The 22389-nt window shown below is 71.9% G+C and carries 20 protein-coding genes; 12 read left to right on the top strand and 8 right to left on the bottom strand.

Translation table 11 applies throughout. The annotated features are described in order from the left end of the window. The first annotated feature begins 117 nt into the window (after positions 1-117). From AC5L3X_RS01360 to AC5L3X_RS01350, 3 genes are all read left to right on the top strand, one after another. Positions 118-906, top strand: a complete 789-nt coding sequence (locus tag AC5L3X_RS01360) for a hypothetical protein (protein WP_494854515.1) — start codon at positions 118-120, stop codon at positions 904-906. A gap of 48 nt (positions 907-954) precedes the next feature. Continuing rightward, a complete protein-coding gene (locus AC5L3X_RS01355; RefSeq protein WP_494854514.1) occupies positions 955-5271 on the top strand; it encodes a cation-translocating P-type ATPase in 4317 nt (1438 codons plus the stop codon). A 100-nt stretch (positions 5272-5371) separates the two neighbouring features. Further along, positions 5372-5497: a hypothetical protein gene (locus AC5L3X_RS01350; RefSeq protein ID WP_263647436.1), complete on the top strand. Its 126-nt coding sequence runs from the start codon at positions 5372-5374 to the stop codon at positions 5495-5497. Positions 5498-5531: 34 nt separating this feature from the next. Here AC5L3X_RS01350 and AC5L3X_RS01345 read toward each other — a convergent pair whose 3' ends face one another. After that, a complete protein-coding gene (locus AC5L3X_RS01345; protein WP_494854513.1) occupies positions 5532-8333 on the bottom strand; it encodes a cation-translocating P-type ATPase in 2802 nt (933 codons plus the stop codon). Positions 8334-8438: 105 nt separating this feature from the next. Then, entirely contained in the window at positions 8439-9671 is a 1233-nt protein-coding gene (locus AC5L3X_RS01340; RefSeq protein ID WP_494854512.1) for an AI-2E family transporter, read from the bottom strand. A gap of 209 nt (positions 9672-9880) precedes the next feature. Between AC5L3X_RS01340 and AC5L3X_RS01335 the strand changes: the two genes are divergently transcribed. After that, entirely contained in the window at positions 9881-10813 is a 933-nt protein-coding gene (locus AC5L3X_RS01335) for an AraC family transcriptional regulator (RefSeq protein ID WP_494854511.1), read from the top strand. Between the two features lie 21 nt (positions 10814-10834). Here the strand turns inward: AC5L3X_RS01335 and AC5L3X_RS01330 are convergent, their stop codons facing one another. Both AC5L3X_RS01330 and AC5L3X_RS01325 read right to left on the bottom strand, forming a co-directional pair. Next, positions 10835-11734 (bottom strand): NAD(P)-dependent oxidoreductase, encoded by a 900-nt coding sequence (locus AC5L3X_RS01330; RefSeq protein ID WP_494854510.1) that lies wholly within the window; start codon positions 11732-11734, stop codon positions 10835-10837. Between the two features lie 87 nt (positions 11735-11821). After that, positions 11822-13291 carry an MFS transporter gene (locus AC5L3X_RS01325; protein ID WP_494854508.1) on the bottom strand — a complete coding sequence of 490 codons (1470 nt, stop codon included), beginning with the start codon at positions 13289-13291 and terminating at the stop codon, positions 11822-11824. Between the two features lie 157 nt (positions 13292-13448). Between AC5L3X_RS01325 and AC5L3X_RS01320 the strand changes: the two genes are divergently transcribed. Genes AC5L3X_RS01320 through AC5L3X_RS01300 form a run of 5 tightly spaced genes read left to right on the top strand, consistent with a single transcriptional unit; the run spans position 13449 to position 15325 of the window. After that, entirely contained in the window at positions 13449-13841 is a 393-nt protein-coding gene (locus AC5L3X_RS01320) for a YbaB/EbfC family nucleoid-associated protein (RefSeq protein WP_494854507.1), read from the top strand. Beyond that, the gene (locus AC5L3X_RS01315; protein ID WP_494854506.1) at positions 13838-14164 is read left to right on the top strand and encodes a hypothetical protein; all 327 of its coding nucleotides are present in this window, start codon (positions 13838-13840) and stop codon (positions 14162-14164) included. The genes AC5L3X_RS01320 and AC5L3X_RS01315 overlap by 4 nt, the downstream gene beginning before the upstream one ends. A 3-nt stretch (positions 14165-14167) precedes the next feature. Next, positions 14168-14647, top strand: coding sequence for a hypothetical protein (locus AC5L3X_RS01310; RefSeq protein WP_189122025.1), 480 nt, complete (start codon positions 14168-14170; stop codon positions 14645-14647). Positions 14648-14673: 26 nt separating this feature from the next. Beyond that, entirely contained in the window at positions 14674-15153 is a 480-nt protein-coding gene (locus AC5L3X_RS01305) for a hypothetical protein (protein ID WP_494854505.1), read from the top strand. Beyond that, positions 15140-15325: a hypothetical protein gene (locus AC5L3X_RS01300; protein ID WP_494854503.1), complete on the top strand. Its 186-nt coding sequence runs from the start codon at positions 15140-15142 to the stop codon at positions 15323-15325. The genes AC5L3X_RS01305 and AC5L3X_RS01300 overlap by 14 nt, the downstream gene beginning before the upstream one ends. 54 nt (positions 15326-15379) lie before the next feature. On the opposite strand, the gene AC5L3X_RS01295 is transcribed toward AC5L3X_RS01300, so the two are convergent. Beyond that, a complete protein-coding gene (locus AC5L3X_RS01295; RefSeq protein ID WP_494854502.1) occupies positions 15380-15883 on the bottom strand; it encodes a hypothetical protein in 504 nt (167 codons plus the stop codon). A 186-nt stretch (positions 15884-16069) separates the two neighbouring features. Here AC5L3X_RS01295 and AC5L3X_RS01290 point away from each other — a divergent pair, with 186 nt between their 5' ends. Together AC5L3X_RS01290 and AC5L3X_RS01285 are read left to right on the top strand one after the other, a co-directional pair. Next, positions 16070-17527, top strand: coding sequence for a hypothetical protein (locus AC5L3X_RS01290; RefSeq protein ID WP_494854501.1), 1458 nt, complete (start codon positions 16070-16072; stop codon positions 17525-17527). Between the two features lie 133 nt (positions 17528-17660). Beyond that, on the top strand, positions 17661-18182 hold the full coding sequence (locus tag AC5L3X_RS01285) for a hypothetical protein (RefSeq protein ID WP_494854499.1): 522 nt from the start codon (positions 17661-17663) through the stop codon (positions 18180-18182). Between the two features lie 13 nt (positions 18183-18195). Here the strand turns inward: AC5L3X_RS01285 and AC5L3X_RS01280 are convergent, their stop codons facing one another. From AC5L3X_RS01280 to AC5L3X_RS01270, 3 genes are all read right to left on the bottom strand, one after another. Continuing rightward, positions 18196-19383: a tetratricopeptide repeat protein gene (locus AC5L3X_RS01280; protein WP_494854497.1), complete on the bottom strand. Its 1188-nt coding sequence runs from the start codon at positions 19381-19383 to the stop codon at positions 18196-18198. Next, the gene (locus tag AC5L3X_RS01275) at positions 19380-20768 is read right to left on the bottom strand and encodes an AAA family ATPase (RefSeq protein ID WP_494854496.1); all 1389 of its coding nucleotides are present in this window, start codon (positions 20766-20768) and stop codon (positions 19380-19382) included. Before AC5L3X_RS01275 ends, AC5L3X_RS01280 begins: the two co-directional genes overlap by 4 nt. 108 nt (positions 20769-20876) lie before the next feature. After that, a complete protein-coding gene (locus AC5L3X_RS01270; RefSeq protein WP_494854495.1) occupies positions 20877-21173 on the bottom strand; it encodes a 4a-hydroxytetrahydrobiopterin dehydratase in 297 nt (98 codons plus the stop codon). Positions 21174-21264: 91 nt separating this feature from the next. Here AC5L3X_RS01270 and AC5L3X_RS01265 point away from each other — a divergent pair, with 91 nt between their 5' ends. Continuing rightward, on the top strand, positions 21265-22233 hold the full coding sequence (locus tag AC5L3X_RS01265; protein WP_494854493.1) for a lytic transglycosylase domain-containing protein: 969 nt from the start codon (positions 21265-21267) through the stop codon (positions 22231-22233). Positions 22234-22389: the final 156 nt, after the last annotated feature.

The raw sequence follows: 22389 nt of genomic DNA, 5'->3' as shown, positions 1-22389 counted from the left end.
CTAAAACCTTCCGTCCGGAATAACGCGACTGGCGGAGGAAAGGGACATACGGAGAGTCGCTGTCGCGGTCTCGCCGTCCTTGGCTCCGGTCAGGGAACAGGCGTCGGAGGAGGAGCCATGGCGGAAAGCAAGACGCGCCCGTCTCAGGAGCGTTCCGCGCCCACGAACGGTCACAAGAAGCAGTACACCCTGGGTCTGCCCATGATGACCATCCAGGTGCGCCCGCCGGACGTCCACATGCCGCACATCGGCGCGCCCTCCATGCCGCACGTCCAGCTGCCGCACATCAGCAGGCAGGAGCTCGGCCAGGCCGTCGACATCGCCCGGTCGTTCATGCCGCCGCCGGAGCGTCTCGCCTACTACGGCGCGCTCGGCGCCCTCGCGGTGTTCGGCGCGATCGACTGGCCGGTGGCGGTCGCGATCGGGGCGGGCGCGATCCTCGCGCAGCGTTCGCGTTCCGGCCGAGTGACCAGGTCCCCGCTGCGCCGGACGTCCGCGACGACGGCCGGCGAGGCGAGAAGGACCGGCCGGGCCGCTGAGAAGGCCACTGAGAAGGCCGGCGAGAAGACCACGACCACGCGGAGCAGGCCCTCGACCTCCCGGAGCAGGACGTCCACCGCCGCGAGCAGGACATCGGCGTCGCGGAGCGGCTCCTCGTCCACGAGCGGAACGTCGGCCGCGCGGAGCAGGACGTCGGCCGCCGCGAGCAAGGCGGCGGGGCAGGCCAAGTCGACCGCGTCCACCACCCGGCGGAAGGCCGCCTCCGCCAAGCCGGCTTCGGCCAAGCCCGCTTCCGCCAAGCCCGCTTCCACAAAGCCCGCCTCCGCCAAGACCGCTTCTGCCAAGCCCGCTTCCACCGGTACGAGCGGGCGGAAGAGGAGCACGGCCGCGCGCACGGCCGGCTGAACCTGAGACATCCGGTCCGATACGAGAACACCGTCGACAGGAGGCCGCATGGCGGTGTTCGATCTGTTGTCCGTCGAAACCCTGCTGAACATCCTCCCCGAGCCGATACGCGGCCTCGTCCCGCGCCCCCGCCACGTACGGGACTGCCCGGGGGGAGTCCGCGTCGAGTTGCGGCACATCGGCGGCCCGGGCACCGAGCGGGAGGCGCGCGCTCTGGAGGAGCGGCTGCTCGCGATGGGGATGGCGCGGGCCGAGGTCAACGGCACGCTCGGCAGCGTCTTCGTGAGCTGCGAGGCGGGCACCGACCGGGACAAACTCCTCGCCGTGATCGAGGAGTACGACCGGGACGGCGGGACGGCGGGCGTCGCCCGCGCACTCGACGGCATGGAGCAGCAGGCCCGTGCCGCGGCCAGCCTGGCCCTGAACATCGTCGGCACCGGGCTGGCGGCCACCGGCCGGCTCGCGCGCGTTTCGATGCTGCCCATGGTGGTGCCCGCCTTTCTGGCGGCGGTCGACGAGACCCCGCGCCTGCGCCATGAGGTGGAGCGTCGCCTCGGCAAGCCGGTGGCCGACACGGTGCTCGCCACGGGCCGGATCGTGTCCACCACCCTGGCCGCGCGGCCCGTGTCGATGCTGATCGACTCGGCCGCCGCCATGAGCCGGTACCTCGCCATGCGCGCCGGTGCCCGGGCCTGGGCGGACCGGGAAGAGGAACTGGCAGCCCTGACCGGGACGTACCGGAACATCCCAGTGCGCGAACTGCCGCGCCCGATCCCGCTCGCCCGCGGTCCCGTCGAGCGGTACGCCGACCTGGCCAGCGCGACGGCACTGGCTGTCTACACCGTCACCGCGACGGTGGGCGGCGACCACGAGAAAGGGCTGTCCCTGCTCATCGGCGGCATGCCCAAGGCGACCCGCATCTGCAGGGACGCCTTCATCAGCGGGCTGGTGCGCGCCCTGTCGGCACGCGGCGCGATCGTGCTCGACCTGTACGCGCTGCACCGCATGGACCGCGTCGACACGGTGGTGATCGACGCCACCGCGCTCATGACAGGCGCGTGGACGATCGACGACGTCCACACTCTGCTCCCGGACGTGGACCTGGACGATCTGCACGCCCGCCTCTACACGCTCCTCGACCTCATGGACCCCTCGGCGCGGCGCGAGTACGACGGGTGGACCGCCGCGCCGTGGGACGCCTCGGACGGACCGGCGCCACCGGAGCACTGGCAGGAGAAGGGGAGCCGCGTGGTCGTGGTGTCCCACCAGGGCACGGAGGTCGCCCTGGTGGGTCTGGCCAGGGAGCTCCACCCGATGGCCGAGGCTCTCGTCGCGGCGCCGAAGGACGCCTGTGAGGTGATCCTGGCCGGTGGGGAGCCCGGCCTCGCTCTCCGGCTCGGCGTGGACCGGACCGTGGAGGGCGGATCCCGGCTGGTCACGTCGGTGCGGGAGCTCCAGCTGGAGGGCCGCGGTGTGGCCCTGGTATCCCAGCGGTCGCGGCGCGGCCTGACGCAGGCCGATCTGGCCATCGGCGTACTCGACCGGTCGCGGCGGATTCCGTGGGACGCGGACGTGATGGGTGAGCTCGACGGGGTGCATCTGCTGCTCCGGAACCTCCCGATGGCGCGGCGGGTGAGCGCGCGGGGCGCGTGGGTGGCCGCGACGGGCGCCGTTTTCGGGACGGGTCTGTCGTTCGCGGGTCCCGCGCCCACGGTGGTCCGCCGCGCCCAGGTGGTGCGTGACTGTACGTCGGCGGTCGCGTTCGTCGTCGGGCACTGGGCGGGCCGCGTCGTCGGGAGGGGAGCGCCGCCCATCTACGCCGACACCACGCCCTGGCACGCGATGGCCGCCCGCGACGTCCTGGCCCGGCTGGAGACCTCGCCCAACGGCCTGACCGAGGCGGAGGCCGCCGGCCGCCGGGTGAAACCGGAGCGGAGGGACGAGTTCCATCCCAAGTCGTTGCTCGGCGCGGCCCTGGAGGAGCTGGCGAATCCGCTGACCCCCGTTCTCGGCGCGGCGGCCGGGGTGTCGGCCCTGGTCGGCTCGGTCGTGGACGCACTCCTGATCGGCGGCGTGCTCGGCGTCGACGCCCTGCTCGGCGGGGCCCAGCGGCGGGGCGCCGACCGGGCGCTGCACCGCCTCACCGAGGCGACGGCGGTGACCGCGCGCCTGCGCCGGCCCGGCGGCGTCGAGGAGGTCCTGGCCGACGACCTCGTACCGGGAGACGTGATCGAGCTGCGGGCCGGCGACGCCGTGCCGGCGGACGCCCGGCTGATCAAGGCCTCCGGCCTGGAGGTGGACGAGTCGACGCTCACCGGCGAGTCGCAGCTCGTGGCCAAGACGACGGCGCCGACCGCGGCGGCGGCCGTCGCCGAGCGGAGCTCGATGGTCTACCTCGGCACCACCGTCGCGGCGGGCAGCGCCCGCGCGGTGGTGGTGGCGACGGGCGACCTGACCGAGGCGGGCCGGACCGCCCGGCTGGCCCGGCAGGAGGCGCCGCTCAGCGGAGTGGAGCTGAGACTGCGCGCGCTGAGCCGCCGCATCCTGCCCGCCGCCGTCGGCTCCGGCGTGCTGCTGATGGGCATCGACCTGGTTCGCGGCACGCCGCTGGCCACCGCCCTCGGTCCCGCGGTGAGCATGATGGTGGCCGCGGTGCCGGAAGGACTGCCGTTCGTCGCCACCGTGGCGGAGCTCGCTTCGGCCAAGCGGCTGGCGAAGCACAACACCCTGGTGCGCAACCCGTCCACGATCGAGGCGCTGGGCCGGGTCGACGTGCTCTGCTTCGACAAGACCGGCACCCTGACCGAGGGCCACATCAGCCTGGGCCAGGTGTCCGACGGGTGGTGCGAGCAACCACTGGCCGAGTCGAAGCCCGAGATGAGAGCCATCGTCGCCGGGGCACTCCGCGCGGGGCCCCGGTTCGGCGGCGGGCGGGTGATCGCCCATCCCACCGATCGGGCCGTCGTGGAGGGAGCCCAGAGCGTCGGCGTCAGCCCCGACGAGGGCCTGACGGAGTGGCGCCGGGTCGACGAGCTGCACTTCGAGCCGGCGCGCGGCTACCACGCGGTGCTCGGCCTGTCCGGCGCCGGGCACCTGCTGAGCGTCAAGGGCGCGCCCGAAGTGGTGCTCGGCCGCTGCACGTCGCTCGTCAGGGACGGGCGGACGGTCCCGCTGGACGACGCGATCATGGGTGAGCTGGAGCAGGAGGTGGACCGGCTCGCCCGGCGGGGCTACCGGGTGCTCGCCGTGGCCGAGCGGCCGGCCTCCAGCCGCGCGGATCTCGACGAGGACCGCATCGAACGGCTGTCCTTCCTCGGCTTCCTGGGCCTGGCGGATCCGGTGCGGCCGACGGCGAAACGCAGCGTGGAGCAGCTGGTACGGGCCGGCGTCCGGGTCGTCATGATCACCGGAGACCATCCCAGCACGGCCGAGGCCATCGCCGCCGAGATCAACGCGGTCAACGGGCTACGGGTGATGACCGGTCCCGAGATCGACCGCCTCGACGACGACGCGCTCGCCGAGGTGCTGCCGCAGGTGGCGGTCTTCGCGCGGACCACCCCCGAGCACAAGGCGCGGATCGTCACCGTGCTGCGGGGCACGGGCAGGGTCGTGGCCGTCACGGGCGACGGAGCCAACGACGTGCCGGCGATCCGGCTCGCTGACGTGGGCGTAGCCCTCGGCGCCCGCGCCACTCCCGCCGCCCGGTCGGCCGCGGACATCGTCGTCGCCGACGACCGCATCGAGACCATCATCGACGCGATCGTCGAGGGCCGGGCCATGTGGGGCTCGGTCCGCGACTCGCTCGGCATCCTGCTCGGCGGCAACGTGGGCGAGATCGTCTTCACGCTCGGGTCCAGCCTGCTGACCAGGCGCAGCGCGCTGAACGCCCGCCAACTGCTCCTGGTCAACCTGCTGACCGACATGCTGCCCGCGATGGCCGTGGCCGTCCGGCCGCCGAGCGCCGCCAGCCCCGAGAAACTGCTCGCCGAGGGGCCGGAGGCGTCGCTGGGCGCCGCCCTGACCCGCGACATCTACGTGCGGGCCATCGCCACGGCCGGAGGGGCGATCGCGGCGTGGACCTTCGCCCGCGTCACCGGCACCCGCGGCCGGGCGGACACGGTCGGGCTCATCGGCCTGGTGGCGGCCCAGCTCCTGCAGACGCTGGCGTTGGGACACCGCGACCGTACGGTGGTGCTGGCCTCGCTGTCGTCACTGGCCGCGCTGGGGCTGATCATCTCGATACCCGGCGTCAGCCAGGTGTTCGGCAGCCGGCCGGTGGGCCCGGTGGGCTGGGGGATCGGCCTCGGCTGCGGGGCCGTCGTGGCCGTCGTGGCCGGTCTGATCGAGAAGGCCGTCGCCGGATAGACGTCGTCAGTTCACCCGATCGTCGCCTGGCCTTCTTCCCCAGCACTATCTTGTGGTGAAATATGCCAGTAAAAGCTGTTTCCTCCCTATGAGGTGTCCCATGTCCGAGTTTCTGGCCTCTGTGCTGGCCAAGGCGGCGTTCCTGCTGCTCGAAGCGCTGATCATGCGCCTCGTCCACGCCTTCGTCACCTCCACCCTGCGCCCCACCGGCCTCCGCCTGGTCTGAACCCCCGCCGGCGGCGCCGTACGCGACCGGAAGATCAGCCCGGCAGGGCGCCGGCCCGCCGCAGGACCAGCTTCCGCAGCTCGCTGACCCACAGCACCGCGCTCGCCATCGCGACGCAGACCAGCCACTGCTCGAACGAGAGCGGCGAGGTCGTGAACGCGGTGTTGAGGAAGGGCACGTGGACCACGGCGATCTGCAGCACCAGCGAAAGCCCGATGGCCCCCCACAGCCAAGGGTTGGCGAACAGCCGCTGGAAGGCGCTGCCGGTCTCGGACCTGGCGTTGAGGGCGTTGAACAGCTGGGCCAGCACGAGCACCGTGAAGCCCGCCGTCCGGGCGTTGTCCAGCGGCCGTGAGCCCTCGATCAGCCCGCCGGGCAGGTAGAGGTCGATGGTGGCGAGCGTCGCCACCGCCATGGCGAGGCCGATCACGATCACGCCGGCCCACATCCGGCGGTCGATGACCCGGTCGCGCAGCGAACGCGGCGGGCGGTTCATCACGTCCTCGATCTCCGAGTCGACGCCCATGGCGAGGGCCGGGGCGCTGTCGGTCAGCAGGTTGATCCACAGGATCTGGGTGGCCAGCAGGGGCAGCACGATCGTGTCCTCGCCGTGTGACAGACCGATGACCCCGGCGAGCACGACGCCGAGGAAGACGGTCAGCACCTCGCCCATGTTCGAGGAGAGCAGGTAGCGCAGGAACTTCTTGATGTTCAGGAAGATGTGGCGGCCTTCGCGAATGGCCCGCACGATGGTGGCGAAGTTGTCGTCGGCGAGGATCATCTTCGCCGCTTCCTTGGTCACCTCGGTGCCCGTACGGCCCATCGCGATGCCGATGTCGGCCGACTTCAGGGCCGGCGCGTCGTTGACGCCGTCTCCGGTCATGGCCACCACTCTGCGGTCGTCCTGGAGCGCGTCGACGATGCGCAGCTTGTCGTGCGGCGTCACCCGGGCGTAGACCGACCTGTGGCGGACGATCTCGCGGAATCCCTCCTCGTCCAGCCGGTCCAGCTCCGCCCCCGACACGGCGACCGCCTCGTGCTCGACGATGCCGAGGTCCTCGGCGATCCGCGCCGCGGTACGGGGGTGGTCACCGGTGATCATGATGACCCGGACGCCCGCGCGGTGCGCCTCGGCGATGGCCGCGGCCGCCTCCGGGCGCGGTGGGTCGATGATCCCGACCATGCCCGCGTAGACGAGGTTCTCCTCAAGCGACTCGTCCATCTCGGGTGGTTCGGTCACCTCCAGCCGCCGGTAGGCCACGCCCAGGGTGCGGAAGGCTTCGCCGGACAGGCGTTCGACGTCGTCCAGGACGCGGGCCCGCCGGGCGTCGTCCAGCGGCTCGGCCGCGTCGCCGACCCGTACGTGCGTGCAGCGCCGGAGCAGCACGTCCGGGGCGCCCTTGGCGACCACGGCCAGCTTGCCGGCCCGCTCGGCGTCGGCCTCGACGCTGGTCATCATCTTCCGCTCGGAGGTGAACGGGATCTCGCCCACCCGCTGAAATCTCGACGTACGCCGGTCGCTCGCCCCGAGCTTCGCCTCGGCGACCAGGAAGGCGGCCTCGGTCGGGTCGCCCTGGACCAGCCATTCGCCGTTTTCCTCGCGCAGGGTGGCGTTGTTCGCGAGACTGCCGCCGACCAGCACGAACGCGGTCTGACGCCACAGGACGCTCCCCTCCTCCAAGGGCGCGCCGTCGTGCGTCATCCGCCCCTCGGGCCGGTAGCCCGCGCCGGTCACCATGACCTCTCCCGACGCGGTCACCACCCGGCCGATGGTCATCTCGCCCTTCGTCAGGGTGCCGGTCTTGTCCGAGCAGACGACCGAGGCCGAGCCGAGCGTCTCGACCGAGGAGAGCTTCTTGACGATCGCGTTGTGCAGAGCCATCCGCTGGACGCCCAGCGCGAGCACCACCGACAGGATGGTGGGCAGCCCCTCGGGCACGGCCGCCACGGCGAGCGACACCCCGAGGAGCAGGGCGGTGACGACGTCCTCGACGCTGTCGACCCCGAAGAACAGGAAGATCGTGGCCATCACCACCACGGCGATCACGATCACCGCGATCCCGAGCATCCGGCCGACCCGGGCGATCTCCCGCTGCAGCGGCGTGGGGTCCTCGCGGGTGGTGTGCAGCAGGTCGGCGATCTGCCCCATCTGGGTCGCCATCCCGGTGGCGGTCACCACCGCCCGGCCGACGCCCTGGGTGACCGCGGTGCCGTTGAACACCATGTCGAGCCGGTCGCCGAGCGCCGCCGGCTCGGGCAGGGTGTGGGCGTCCTTGAGCACCGCCTCGCTCTCCCCGGTGAGCGAGGCCTCCGAGATCTTCAGCGTGGCGGCCGACAGCAGCCGCGCGTCGGCCGACACGGTGTCGCCCTCGCCCAGCACCAGGACGTCGCCGGGCACCAGCTCACGGGTGGGCACCCGCGACGGCACGCCGTCGCGCAGCACGGTCGCCGTAATGGCGCTCATCCGTTGCAGCGCCTCGACCGCGTGCTCGGCCTTGGCCTGCTGCCAGTAGCCGAGGATCGCGTTCAGCACCACGATGATGGTGATCACGATGGCGTCGAACGGCCAGCCCTCGGCCCCCTCGATGAGCCAGGCCGCGAGCGAGATGACGATCGCCGCGAACAGCAGGTAGATCAGCGGGTCGCGGAACTGCTCCACGAACTTGCGCCACTTCGGCACCGGCCTGGCGGAGGTGATCTCGTTGGGCCCCGCCGACGCCAACCGGCGGGCGGCCTCGTTCGAGGTCAGGCCCCGCTCGGGGTCCGTGCCCATCGACTCGGCGACGGTGCGCGCGTCGACGACCGACGGATCGAAGTCGAGGGCTCCGCTCGCCATGAGACGTCCTCCCGTCGTCTTCGTACGAGATCTGCGCGGCATCACCTTCCTACCCCGGGCCTCGCCGTCCACGTCCGACCCACGTGACGTGCCGCCTGGCGGCGATCAGGACGGGGGTGCGGGCGGCTCGCCGCCCTCCTGCCGGGGCTCGCCCTCGTCCGGTACGTCCCGCGCCCGGTTTCCAGGCGCCCCCGGCCCATCCGGTACGCCCGGTTCATCGGGCTTCTTGGGACCGGGCGGGAGCGCGGGCGGCTCGGACCGGAAGAGCTCCGGGATCCCCCGATAGAGGATCGCGGCGATCGGCACGGCCACGACCGCGCCCGCGATCCCGGCCAGGATGCCGCCGACGGCGAGCACGATGATGATCGCCAGGGGGTGGAAGTGCAGGCGCCGGCCCACGATCTGCGGCTGGAGGACATGGTTCTCCAGCTGTTGTTCGAGGATCAGCAGGCCGAGGAAGATGAGCGCGTAGATCGGCCCCTTCGTGCCCAGGGTGATCAGCGTGGCGACGGCTCCGGCGAACAAGATGCCGATGATCGGGATGAAGCTGGACACGAAGATCAGCAAGGCGAGCGCGACCCAGAGCGGCACTCCCATGATCGCCAGGGTGACGCCGAGGAGGACGGCGTGCACCGCGGCCACCGCCACGGTGCCCTGCACGTAGAAGGAGAGCGCCCTCCACGCGGCCCGGCCGGCCCGGTCGACCCGGCGCGCCTCCCCGCCGAAGGCCTTGAGGAACCAGGCCCAGATCCGGTCGCCGTCCTTCAGCAGGAAGAACGTCACGAAGAGCAGCAACACGATGGAGGCCAGCGCCTCGATCAGCGCCACGGTGCCGGCCAGCACCGTGGAGGTGATCTCCTGCTGGCGCTGGGTCACCAGCTTGGCCGCCTCGTCGAACCAGATGCTGAGCTGGCGCGGTTTCAGGTGCAACGGGCCGGTGTAGAGCCAGGCTTCCAGTGACTTGACGGTCTGCCGCATCTGTCGCACCAGGCCGGGGAACTCCTCGCTGCCCCGGACGCCGATGATCGATCCGAGCCCGCCGAGCAACGCGAACGCGACGAACATGGTGACCCAGGTGGCCCAGATCGGCCGCATTCCCCGCCTGCGCAGCGCCCCGGTGAGCGGGAACATCAGCGCGGTCAGCAACAGGGCGACCGCGACCGGGAGTGCGACCAGCCGCATCGAGGACACGACGTTGACCACGAAGTTGGCCACGATCCCGATGAGGATCAGGCAGCCGCACCACGCGGCGATCCTGGCCAGCGTGGGCGGCACGAGCCCCCAGAGACGGTCCGGCTTCGTCGGTTCCGGAGCGTTAACTCCGGTTGCGATGCGCACGCCTCCCTCTTACCCGCAAACCGGACAGTAGGCACCGAAGTGCCTGAAACCCCCACGGGTAGGAGGGTGTGCCTCATCGTGCCGAGGTGTCCTCTGTGAAGTAGGCCGTCCGGGTTGTCCGCGACGACGATGACGGTCCGCTCGTCTGTCCCTACCGTCGCTTGCGGGGCTCTGCCCGAGCGGAGTGGCGCGTTTGTAGGCTCGTCGGCGTGAGGCAGTCGGCAGAGGGGCTGACCCGGCACCTGCGGGCCGGCGGGGCCGGGCATCGCCTGCGGTTCGGCTCCGGCGCCGAGGGGATCGAGCGGCTGGAAGCGTCGCTCGTGGGCGAGGCGTTCGCGCCCCACCGCCACGACACCTACGCGATCGGCGTGACGCTGGCGGGCGTGCAGACGTTCCGCTACCGGGGCGAGACGCGCCACTGCCTGCCCGGCGAATGGCACATCCTGCATCCGGACGAGCTTCACGACGGGGCGGCGGGCACCGAGGAGGGGTTCGGCTACCGGATCATCTACCTTGATCCGTTCCTGGTCCAGGAGGCGCTGGGCGGGGCGCCGCTGCCGTTCGTGGCGGATCCGGTCGTCGGCCGCCGGGAGATGGATCCGGCCCTCGCGGCGTGCCTGCGCGACATCGACGAGCCGATCGGCGACTTCGAGCGCCTGGAGGTCACGCTGCTGGTCGCGGGAGCGTTGAACAGGCACGCGTCCGTGCCCGCGCGCAGGCGGTCGCCGCTCGCCGTGGCGGCCCTGTCGCGGGTGCGCGACCTCATCGCCGACGATCCCACGGTCAGGCGTACGGTCCGGCAGTTCGAGGAGGTGTCGGGGCTGGACCGCTGGACGATCGCGCGGCAGTTCCGGGCCGCTTTCGGCACCAGCCCGACGCGCTTTCGCACCATGCGGCAGCTCGACCGGGCCCGGCGGGCGCTCAGGGGTGGCCTGCCGCCGTCCGAGGCGGCGCTGGAGGCGGGGTTCGCCGACCAGAGCCACCTGACGCGGATGTTCAAGCGGGCGTACGGCCTCACGCCCGCCGCGTGGACCGCCGCGCTCGCCGCGTCACAGCCCGCCGGACACGTTCAGGACGGCCCCGGTGACGTACGACGACTTGGCCGACATCAGCCAGGAGACCGCCTCGGCTCCCGCCGGTGACGATCACGATCGGTCTGGTCGTCATGCTCCGGTGCCGTCCTTCCAGGATGAGGAGGAGGTCCTGGCCTCGATCGCGTGGACCACGGCCGCCATGTCGAACCGGCCGTGCCCGAGTGACAGGGCCTCGCCGTACAGGGCGTGGCAGACGTCCAGCAGGGGTGAGGCCAGGCCGGAGGCGCGGGCGGCCTCGGCGATGAGCCGGTTGTTCATCAGCACGTCGGTGATCGACGCCTGCGGGGCGAAGTCACGTTCGACCAGTTTGGCCGCCTTCACCCGCGAGACGTCGCTGGCCATCGGCCCGGAGCCGAGCACGTCGAGCAGGAGGCGCAGGTCGAGCCCGTGCCGGTCGGCGAAGTGCACCGCCTCGGCGAGCCCGGTGACCATGGTGATCAGGAACACGTTGACCGCGAGCTTCGTCAGCAGCGCCGACGGGACCGCCCCGCACGCGACCGTCTCGTGGCACATCGGCCCGAGCAGCGGGCGTACCTCCTCGACGTCCTCGGCCCGGCCGGCGAGCATCGCGACCAGCCGCCCGGCCTCGGCGGGCCCGCGCGAGCCGGAGACCGGCGCCTCGACGTACCGGCCCCCGGCCGCGCGGACGTCCGCCTCCAGCCCGGTCGAGTAGACGGGCGAAGTCGTCCCCATGTGCACCACGATGTGCTCGGTGACGTTCGCCGCGAACCGAGGTGTCCCGCGACCCAGCACGGAGTCGGTCGCCTCGTCGCCGGCCGGCATGAGGATCACCACGCGAGCCTCCGAGAATACCTCCGCCGGGCTCGCCGCCACCCTCGCGCCCGCCGCCCGCACCGGCTCGCACCTGCCCGCCGTACGGTTCCAGACGACGAGGTCCGTGCCCGCGCGGGCCAGGTTGAGCGCCATGGGCTGCCCCATGAGCCCGAGCCCGATGAACCCCACAGCCATGAACCCGCCTCCCCACCTGGTTCTATCCCGGGACGTTCTATCCCGGGACGCGGCGGCCGGTCTTGAACGATTGTGCCGCGCCGCCCGTCACCGCCGGGACCGGAGGAGGGTGACGACGAGGAGGGCGATGCCGGCCATCAGGCCGGCGCTGATCGCCGCGGCCAGGTGGAAGCCCTCGACGAAGGCGGCTCGCGCGGTGCCGAGGAGCTCGGCCGCGAGCCGTTCGGGAAGGCCGTCCGCCACGGCCACGGCGGCGGTGAGGCTGTCGCGGGCGGCCGGCGGGAGGGACGAGGAGACCTCGTTCCGGTAGACGGCGGTGATGACGCTGCCGAGCAGCGCGATGCCGAGCGCGCCGCCGAGCTGGGGAGCGGTCGAGGAGATGGCCGCCGCCGCGCCGGCCCGCTCGGGCGGCGCCGAGCCGACGACGAGGTCGGTGGCGAGGGCCATCATCGGGCCGAGGCCCGCCGAGACGACGACGGCCCCCGTCACGAGGACGGCCAGCCCGCCGGTCTGGGTCAGCACGAGGTAACCCGCGGCGGAGACGGCCAGGCCGACGCCGATCACCATGGGTGGGCGGATCGTCCGCGCCAGGCGGGGAGCCAGCAGGGATCCGGCGATGACGCCGGCCGCCGAGGGCGCCGTCCACAGGCCCGCCTCCAGCGGGGACAGGCCGTGCACGAGCTGCAGGTACTGCGCGATGGCGTAGTTGGAGCCCCAGAGCACGAAGATGCCGAGTGCCAGTGTGGCGGCGGCGACGCCGAACGTCCGGTCGGCGAACAACCGCAGGTCGACGAAGGGCACGGCGAGCGCCCGCTGCCTGCGCGCGAACGCCGCGCCCAGCACCACCCCGGCCGCGATGGCGGCCGCCGACGGCACGTCCGGGCCGTCGGCGGCGATCTGCTTGAGCCCGTACACGACCGGCAGCACCGCGCCCAGCGACAGCAGCGCGCTGGCCAGGTCCAGCCGCCCGGCGCCGGGGTCGCGGACCTCCGGCAGCAGCAGCGGCGCGACGACGAGCAGCACCGCCATGAACGGCACCGCGAGCAGGAACGCCGACCCCCACCAGAAGTGGGCCAGCAGCCAGCCGCCGACCAGCGGGCCGATGGCGGTCCCTCCGGAGACGCTGGCGACGATGACCCCGATGGCGACCGCCCGCTGCCGTGGCTCGGGGAACAGGGCCGTGGCCAGCGACAGGGTGGACGGCATGAGGGTGGACCCGGCGACCCCCATCAACGCCCGGGCGGCGATCAGACTTCCGGCGTCGGGGGCGAAGGCCGCCAGGAGCGAGGCCAGCCCGTACGCCGCCGCGCCGATGAGCAGGAGCCGGCGGCGGCCGATCCGGTCGCCCCAGACGCCCATGGTGATGAGCGACCCGGCGAGCAGGAAGGCGTAGATGTCCACGATCCACAGCAGCTGGGTGCCGCTCGCGCCCAGATCCCGGCCGATGGCGGGTAACGCGAGGTTCGTGACGGTCAGTTCGAGCGAGGCGAGGAGGGCGGGCAGGGTGAGCACGGCGAGGCCGATCCACTCCCGCTTTCCCGTGGTGACAACGTTCATGATCTCAGGATGAAAGCTCAACCAAAGTCGAGGTCAACTCGTCAGGGTTCGGTCCGTCGCCGATCGAATGAGGAAGTATACCTACCGAAAATATGTGGATATGCTACTGTCCTCCCGACGATCTTGGGTTGCACGTGAACCCGGCTGGGGAGGGCGGTTGGACACCAATCTGGAAACACAGGGCTTCGACAACCTGGTGGGGGCCGCGCTGCGCGCGCTGAAGTCCACGGGGGAGCCGGACCGGGAGGCCTCGGCTCGCGCGGAGGGCACGGCTGACGACGGCAGGGTGCGCGCCACCGTGGTGACGGGAGGGCGGCTGGCGGCCGTGCGCATCGACCCTCGCGCGATGAAGCTGGGCTCCGAGACGCTCGGCGAACAGATCGTGCTCGCGGTCAACGCGGCCCTCGACGAACTGCACGCGGCGCCCGCCCCTCCAGGGGAGGGTGATCCGGCGGCGCACCTGCGCCGGATCCAGGACGAGGCCGTGCTCCGCCTCGACGTCTTCGCCAAGGCCGTCGAGGACGCGCTCGCCCGGGTCGAGGCGCGATGAGCACGACACCCCCGGAGCTCGGCATCCACCACTCCAGCCTGCGGGACGGAGGCGACGGGCTGCGCGCTTCGGCCACCGAGCTGGGAACGCGCATCGAGGCGCTGGCCACGTCGCTCGAGGCCCTGGGGCCGCTGGGCGGCGCCGACGACATCAGCGCGCTGATCGGCGAGGCTTACGAGGCCATCCACAATGCCGCGTTCGAGTCCCTCCAGACCGCCTTGGAAGCCCTCGCCCAGGACGGGAACACGCTCGACGCGATGCGCGTGACCTTCCGCGTCCAGGAGCGATCGACCGAGCAGAGCATCGACTCCCTGAGGGCGTGACGCATGGGACTGCAGATTCCGGACCAGCTGTCCGGGTTGCTCTACGACCTCGGCTTCCTGTGGCCCGTGGTCGACGAGGAGAAGCTCTACGCCGCGGGCCTGCTGTGGCTCCGGTTCGGCGGGGACGCGGGGACGGTGGCGCGGCAGGCGAACGACGCGGCGCTGCGGGTGTCGGCTGTCAACACGGGGTCGTCGGTCGAGGCGTTCACCGGGGCCTGGGCCGAGGACGACGCGCCCCACGCGATCCTCACCGATGGAGCGACCGGCGCGTACGTCGTGGGCGCCTGCCTCTTCGCCTGCGCGGGGCTCGTCCTGGCCCTGAAGATCACCGTGATCGTGCTGCTCTGCACGCTGCTCGCCCAGGTCATCCAGGCGCTCCTCGCCGGGCCCGGCTCCGCCCTGCTGATCCCGGTGTACCGGAAGTTCACCGCGATGGCGCTGAACGCGCTGTTCAACCGTACGGCGACGGTCCTCCTTGGCTGAGCGCGCCCGGACCGGAGGCGCCGGGCATGGTTAGGGGCGGCAAGGCGGCCAGGCTCGTCGGCGGCTTCTTCGGACGGCGGGCGGGGCGGTTCTTCCGGCGGGCCCGGAAGCGTGAGGAGATCACCCCGCGCGGCTTCCTCAGGGACGCCAGGGAACGCGGCGGGTTCACCTGGTCGCCGCACACCCGCCGGCCGCCCGACGACGGCTACATGGTCGCGCTCACCGGCCACACCGTCCAGCACCCCGCGAGCCTCCTCGACGACCTGGACGCCTCGGCCTCGGCCATCGACGACTACCTCATGCGCAGGCGGTCGCTGTTCGAGAACGACCGCGACATCTATCTGGGCGGCTGGATCGAGGACGGAAAACTCTGGCTGGAGCCCTCGCGCAACGTCCGGGACCGCGCCGCCGCGGTCAGGCTGGCCCGGGAGACCGATCAGATCGCGATTTACGATGTCAGAGCGGGGACCACCATCGATACGGGAGGTGCCGGTGGCTTTCTTTAGGAAGAGCCGGAAGGTTCATGCGCAGCCGCCTGAGGGCTACTTCGACATGTCCGAGGAGGACCGGCTGGCGTGGGCCCGCGGCTTCGCCGAGGAGCTCAGGGACGAACGCGACGGCACCCCCGACGACACCTCGCCTTCGTCAGGCCGCGACGACTCGAAGGATGGTCCCTGATTGAGCCTCACTGCCCCTGGGCGAGTGAGGCCCGATCCTGACTTCTCAGTGCGCCTAGCTGGAGCCCCTGCGAGCTTCGCGGTGTCCGCCGCAGTGATCGAAGCCCTTCGAGCCGCCGTAGGCGCGGATCTGGACACCTGCCATGCGCCCGTTGTCGGGAACGTTGCCGATGCGCCCGTCGAAGGCGAAACAACCGCCCCTGACCTGTACCTTCACCGGACCTGCGTAGTACCTGAAGTTGCCCTCGTCCGGGAAGGTGGAGTGGCTTCTGAAGAAGCCTCTGCGGACGAGGGCCGCCCTGGTCGGCGTGAGCTGCCCCACGAAGCTCGACTTGATGGTGACGACGCAGTACTGATCGGTACGCACGCTGTGGAGCAGGTGGACCTGGCCTCGGACGATGCCGAGATGGTCGGTCACCGGCTGGGTGCCGCCCGCCACCCTGCCGAAGCCGCTGCCGCACACCTGCTCAGGGGTGTATCCGTTGGTCGCGGCGGACGCGGAGGCCGGCAGTGCGCTGAGGGCGGTTGCGAGCAAGGCCGCTGAGGTGAGTCGTGCCATGACTCCACTGACCATGAGTGTCCTCCTGCTTGGCGGATTCGCGGCTGGATCCCGGCTCGACGGTGATCGCCCGGTGTTTCCGAGGCTGATGGGCGCCGCGGTTGTCCGGAACCGCTCGGCGCGAAATCGCTGGTGAAATGCGGACAATGAGTTGTCCGCGGACAATTGTTCTGCTGTCCTCATTCCGTGGAGGAGCAGCGGGACACGCCTGCGATGCCCCGCAGGGCGGGCAGGCCACAGGGCAGGGCGAGGGGGAGCACGGAGCAGGCGAATGCCCTCGCGGAGTTCGTGTTGTCGCTGACCGGCGGCGTGACCGTGCGCGAGCTCGCCGGGCGTTACCACGTGGGCAAGACGCTCTGGGGCGAGTACCGTTCCGGCCAGAAGATCATCCCGCTGGAGTTGCTGAGGCGGTTGGTGCAGGACCGCACGCCGGATGAACGCACCCGCCGGCTACGTCTGGAGACCGCCCTGCGGCTGCACGCGGCAGCCCTTGAGGCGGGCTCGGCGACCAATCCGTCACCGGACCGCGACCCCTCACCGGACCGCGACCCCTCACCGGACGCGGAACCCCCACGGGACGCGGAACCCTCACCGAACCTGGAACCAGCGCCGGAGTCCGCACAGGTACCGGCTGCGAACCCCGGTGCGGCGTCCACGGTGAGACGCCGCCCACGCCTGACGTACGTCGGCGGTGGGGTCGCAGTCGTGCTCCTCGCCGTGCTCGTCCTGCTGGTCGGGTGGGGCCCGGCGGACGTGGACGGAGTGGCGAGCGCGCCCGTCGCCCCCGAGGCCGGCGGCGCCGCGATGGCCGTGCCGAGCGCGGGCACCGGCGTGTACGCCGCCGGACCGGATGGCCGCGGCGTCTTCCAGTGGAACGGCGAAGACGCGACCGGATGGACGAGAATCGGCGACGCCGCGAAGCGGCTCTGGTCCGGCCCCGCGGGCCTGTTCGCGACCAGGACGGACGACCGGCTCTACCGGTACGAAGGGCGGGGCGGCCGCTGGATTCCCGTCAGCGAACCGGCCGCCGACTTCGCGATCAGCGGCTCACACGTCTACCGGCTGACCGCCGACCGTCAGGCCGTCGACATCTGGGACGGGCGAGGCAGGTCCTGGACCCGGATCGGCGGCCCGGCGGTGCGGTTGTACGGCGGTGCCCCGGGCCTGTTCGCGACCAGCCCGAACGACGGCCGGATCTTCCGATACCTGGGCCGCCCAGGCCACTGGGACCCCGTCGGGACCGCGGGCGCCTCGTTCGCGCTCACCGGCAGGCACCTGTACGGCCTCACCCCGGAACGGGCCATGGTCAATCGCTGGCTCGCGGACGAGCACCAGGGCCCGGGACTGCCCTGGATCTACGCGGCGGGCCCGGCCGGCGACCTGTACGGAGGCGTCGCCGGGCTGTTCTCCACCGATCTGTCGGGCGAGCGGTTGCGCTTCCTCACGGAGCCGGGGGCCGACGCCACGAGTCAGAACTGGCGGGACATCGGCTCAGCGGGCGCGGAGGTGTGGGTCGGGCGGCGGGAGGCGTACGTCCTGACCAGAGATCGCTCGGAGATCCTCCGCTGGTCCCGCGACACCGGAGCCTGGAGCCGCATCGGCGGGCCCGCTCAAACACTGACGGTGTGGGCCACCCCGGAATGACGAGGCCGATTTTTCGACGTCCGTGCAGGTCAAATGGCGGCAATGACCGCGAAGGTTATTCAAGGTACGGCAGGCATCAATTGGCTTGAAAGCGGCGTGTTCCACACTCTCGTCAAGAGAGAGAGGAACCCCCATGAAGGCCAGCCGTACGATCACGATCGCCGTCGCCACCGGAGCGCTCCTGGCAGCGACCGCCGCGGGCACCGCCACCGCCGCCTCGGCCGCCACCGTCCTCACCGCCCCCGCCACGACCCCGACCATGACCGAGCAGAGCGCGCCGACCCCCTGGGGGCCGAGGTACGCGCCCGGCAAGCGGGCCGTGGCCAAGGGCACCCTGACCAGCTCCCAGCTGAACAAGCAGACGATCCCCAACATCAGCACCGTCAAGGTCAAGGGGAAGGTCACCGACCTGACCCGTGGCGGCGGCTGCGGCTGGGCCGTCTTCCGCGTCACCTACCTCAAGTCCGACGGCAGCGTGCCGTTCAAGCACCGCAGCTACCTCGACTGCTCCTACGGCACGCCGAAGCCCTTCTCCTTCACCGACCGCAACGTGGCCCTGGTGGAGCTCAAGGTCTGCAACGAGCGCAGGGCGGGCAAGCCGTCGGACATCTGCCTGTACGCCGGCACCTGGAAGACCCTCCACTCCAACCTCTGACCGTCACCTGGGCTCAGGCGGGCGCCGGGAGCACCCGCCGAACGCCCGCCGCCACCCAGATCGTGGCCAGTCCGGCATAGACGCTCAGCAGCGCGGCGCCCATCGAGTTCAGCGGCGCCGCCGCGGCGACGGCCAGGCCGAGCAGGCCGGTCCAGCCGTACAGGATCGCCCGCCCGAGGGCCGAGCCCGTGTGCGCGGTCTCCTGAACGGCGGTGATCAGCGCCATCACGGCCACGCCGACGGTGGCGACGATCTCGCTCCCGAGCGCGATCCCCAGCCCGAGCAGGGCCGCGCCCGCGACCAGCAGCGCACAGCAGAGCACGGCCACTCGGGCCTCGACGCCCTCGAAGAGCAACCGGGTGGCCCTGGCGCGGGCCAGACGCAGCGTGGTCCAGGACTCGGCGACCCACGCCGCCCAGTGCAGCACCGCGACGAGCGCGAACACCGCGATGACGGGCGGCGCGACGGGCAGCAGGAACACCAGCCGCCAGCCACCACGGAACCGGGCCCGCAGCGGATCCAGCACCCGATAGACGGGGTTGCGCTGCTTCAGGGCGGTGACGAGCAGGTCCCTGGCCTGGTGGTAGCCGGGATCCAGGCGGAGCACCTCCCGGAAGGCGTCGGCCGCCCGGCGGGGATCGCCGGCGGACAGCGCCACCGTGCCGTACACGTGGTGAGCGCCGGCGTTCTCCGGATCCAGCCGTACGGCCTGTGCGGCGGCGGCCCTGGCCGGTTCCTTCTCGCCGAGCATGGTGAGGGCCAGCGCCAGCAGGCTCGTCAGGTCCGACTGCTGCGGATCGATCGCCAGGCCGCGTCGCGCCGCATCGGTCACCTGGTGCCACTGGGCTTTGAGCACGTGCGCGCGGGCCAGCAGCTCCCAGCTCGACGGCTGTTCGGGAGACAGGGCCAGCGACGCCTGCAGGGCGGCTATCGCCTGGTCGGCCAGATGGGCACGGACGTAGACCTGTCCGGCCAGGTAGTGCGTGAACCAGTGCTCGGGCGCGAGTCGTACCCCCTCGGACGCCTCGGCGATCGCTTCGGCCGTGCTGCCCTGCGCGGACAGGGCGAGGGCCAGTAAGGAATGCGCCCCGGGGTGCTCCGGCTGCCGGGCGAGCAGCCCCCGCAGCTCGCGCTCGGCCTCGGCGGGCCGGCGCAGCTCCAGCAGGGCGCGGGCCCGCTCGATCGCATCAGGGGCGATCACCACTTGTTGCCCTTGATCCAGGGCATCAGCTCGTCCCACGCCCCCGATTCGTTGGCGTGCATCACGTAGTTGCGCGCGGTGGACATCCACTCGCGCACCGCCGTGGGCTTGGTGCTCCTCGCGGCGGCCACCAGGTCGGCCGTCGTCAGCGGGATGGGACGGCCCGCGCTGATCGACTGGTGGAGCTTGGCCTCCACCGCCCGGTCCACCACGCCCTTCAGGTCCGCGCCGACGAAGTGCTCGGTGATCCGTGCCACCGCGTCGAAGTCCATCTCGGCCAGCGGCTTGTCGCGGCACAGGATGCGCAGGATGGCCGCGCGCGCCGCGGCGTCGGGCGGCGGCACGAACACCGGCTGGTCCAGCCGTCCCGGACGGCGGAAGGCGACGTCGATGTACCAGGGGACGTTGGTGGCCGCCAGGACCAGCACGCCCTCGTTGGCGCTCTGGTCCACGCCGTCGAGCTCGGCCAGGAACTGGTTGACCAACTGCCGGTTGTGCGCCTGGCGCATGTCGGAGCGGCGCGCGGCCAGCGCGTCGACCTCGTCGAAGAACAGCACGCACGGGCGGCTGCGCCGGGCCAGCTCGAACGTGGCCCGCAGGTTGCGCTCGCTGGAGCCGACGTACATGTCCAGGATGTCGGCCAGCCCCACGTTGACGAACGACGCGCCCAGCTCTCCGGCGGCCGCCCTGGCCAGGTGGGTCTTGCCCGCCCCCGGCGGCCCGTACAACAGCACCCCGCCACCGGCCCGCTTGCCGAACGCCGCGAACAGCTCCGGCTGCTGGAGCGGCAGCAGCAGCTTGACCCGCAACGCCTCCTTGACCGCCTCCATCCCGGCCACGTCCGCGAACGTGACCCCCGACCGCTCCACCGCTCCACCATCCGGCCCACCACCCGGCGCCCCGGAATGCGGCGCCGGCGTTCCGTACGGCGATGCGGCGGGAGCGGACACTCCGTGGGACGGCGCCGCCGGTGCCTGAAGGGGCGGCACCACCAGCCGGGCGGCCAGGCCCGGGTCGCCGACGGACGGATCACGGGAGACCGCTTCGTGATAGCGGTAGGCCGCGCCGCCCATGTCGCCCTCGCCGAGCAGCGCCCGTGCCGCGATCACACCCAGCCGGGGCGGGTAGCCGGGCGAGGCCAGGAACGGCTCCAGCGCCGCCAGCGCGGAGCCGTGGGCGTTCTGCCGGACGAACGCCTCCGCCAGCCCGGCCGTGACGTCCACATCCCGGGGCGCGAGCATGAGCGCGGCGCGGTACTCGGTCTCCGCCTCAGCGAGGTACCCCTTCTCCAGCAGCAGCCCGGCGAGGTGTCGCCGCAGGGGGAGGTTGTCGGGGGACAGGCGCGCTGCCTCACGAAGCGCCTGGAGGCCGGCGTCGTCGAGCACGCGCTGGGTCCCTTCTGTGGAAGACGTCGGTTACGTAAGCTACCGAACCGGACGAATCCCGCGCATGCTTCCGCCGTGACCCGTGCCCCCGCATGGATCGCGTCGGCCTCAGCCTCGATCGCGGGCCGCGCCGTCGATGACGTGGTCGATGTGCGCGGCCAGTTCGACGTCCTTGGCCGTCACTCCGTCCTCGCTGTGCGTCCACAGCCGGAACCGGATGCCGTCGGGAGTGCGCTCGATCTCAGGGTGGTGGTCGAGCGCGTTCGCCTCGTTCATCACCGCCTCGCTCAGCCAGCGATAGCTGTCAGGCGTGATGGAGATGTCCCTGACCAGGGCGTTGTCCTCCTGGTGCCACCCTTCCAGGGCTGCCAGCGCGGTGTCGATCTCCTCGTCGGTCAGACGCATGATGTCCCCCTATGTCCGTGTTGTCGCTCTCGCTGAGGGGGCTACCACCGTGACGCCCTTTCACACCCCGATGCGGGTAGGTTGGCCCGCTATGGGAGAACGCCCGGGGATCATCCGGTCCGGTGACCGGAACCGCACGCGTGTCAGGCCCCTCGCCGCGGTGGTGGTCGCCGTCCTCCTCGCCGCCGCGGGGTGCGGTGATCCCGGTCCAGCGCGTACGGCGGACACCGCGCCGTCACCCGTGTCCACCCCGACGCGATCACCCGCGCCCGCCGCGGCCCGATCACCGGACCTCCCGGCTCCCGATGCCAAGATCCCCGGCGACGCCGCGAAGCTGGCGGCGGGCCTGGAGCGGACGTCCAGGCGGCTCGACGAGGCCATCGACGCCTGGACGGCAGGGAAGGCCGGGAAGGCGCCGAAGGGCCCGCCACCGGAGGAGGTCGAGCTCCTCGCCCTCCACCAGCAGCGGATCTACCGCTACGCCGCCCGCCATCCCAAGGTGGCCGAGCGGGCCTTCGCCCGGCTGCCCGCCGAGCGGGCGGCCCAGGCCAGGGACAACACGGCCGCCATCCGCGAGCTGCTCTCCCTGGCCCACCCCATCAAGGGCTCGGCCACGTTCAAGGTCCAGGACCCGTTGCCGGCGGGCACGCTGCTCGGCCACTTCAAGAAGGCCGAGCGCCGCTTCGGGGTGGAGTGGGAGGTGCTGGCGGCGGTGATGTTCGCCGAGACCAAGTTCGGCAGGGTGCGCTCGGCGAGCCATGCCGGCGCCCAGGGGCCCATGCAGTTCATGCCCGCCACCTGGAGGGCGTACGGGATGGGCGGCGACATCCAGAACGTGCGCGACGCCGTGATGGCCGCCGCCAACTACCTGCGGGCGACCGGCGCGCCCGGCGACTACCGGCGCGCGCTGCACGCCTACAACCCGTCGCGGGCGTACGTGAACGCCATCCAGTTGCACGCCCGTCAGATCAAGCGTGACGCCCGGCACTTCTACGCCTACTACAACTGGCAGGTCTACGTCATCACCACCACCGGCGAGCGCCGCCTCACCGGCCCCTGACCCCGGGCGCGAGAGCGACGACGCCGGTCAGGACGGTCAAGGAGGAAACCCTCCATCAGGCCCCGCGCGGTGGTCATAATGTCGGGCGCACGTTTCGGGCGGTCTTCAAAAGCTCCCGATCTGCGCACCTATGATCTGTGTTCGCATAGTCTGAGG

Source organism: Nonomuraea sp. CX421 (assembly GCF_059358955.1).
The sequence above is the reverse complement of the archived record's forward strand: the minus strand, read 5'-3'. Positions and strand labels throughout refer to the sequence as shown.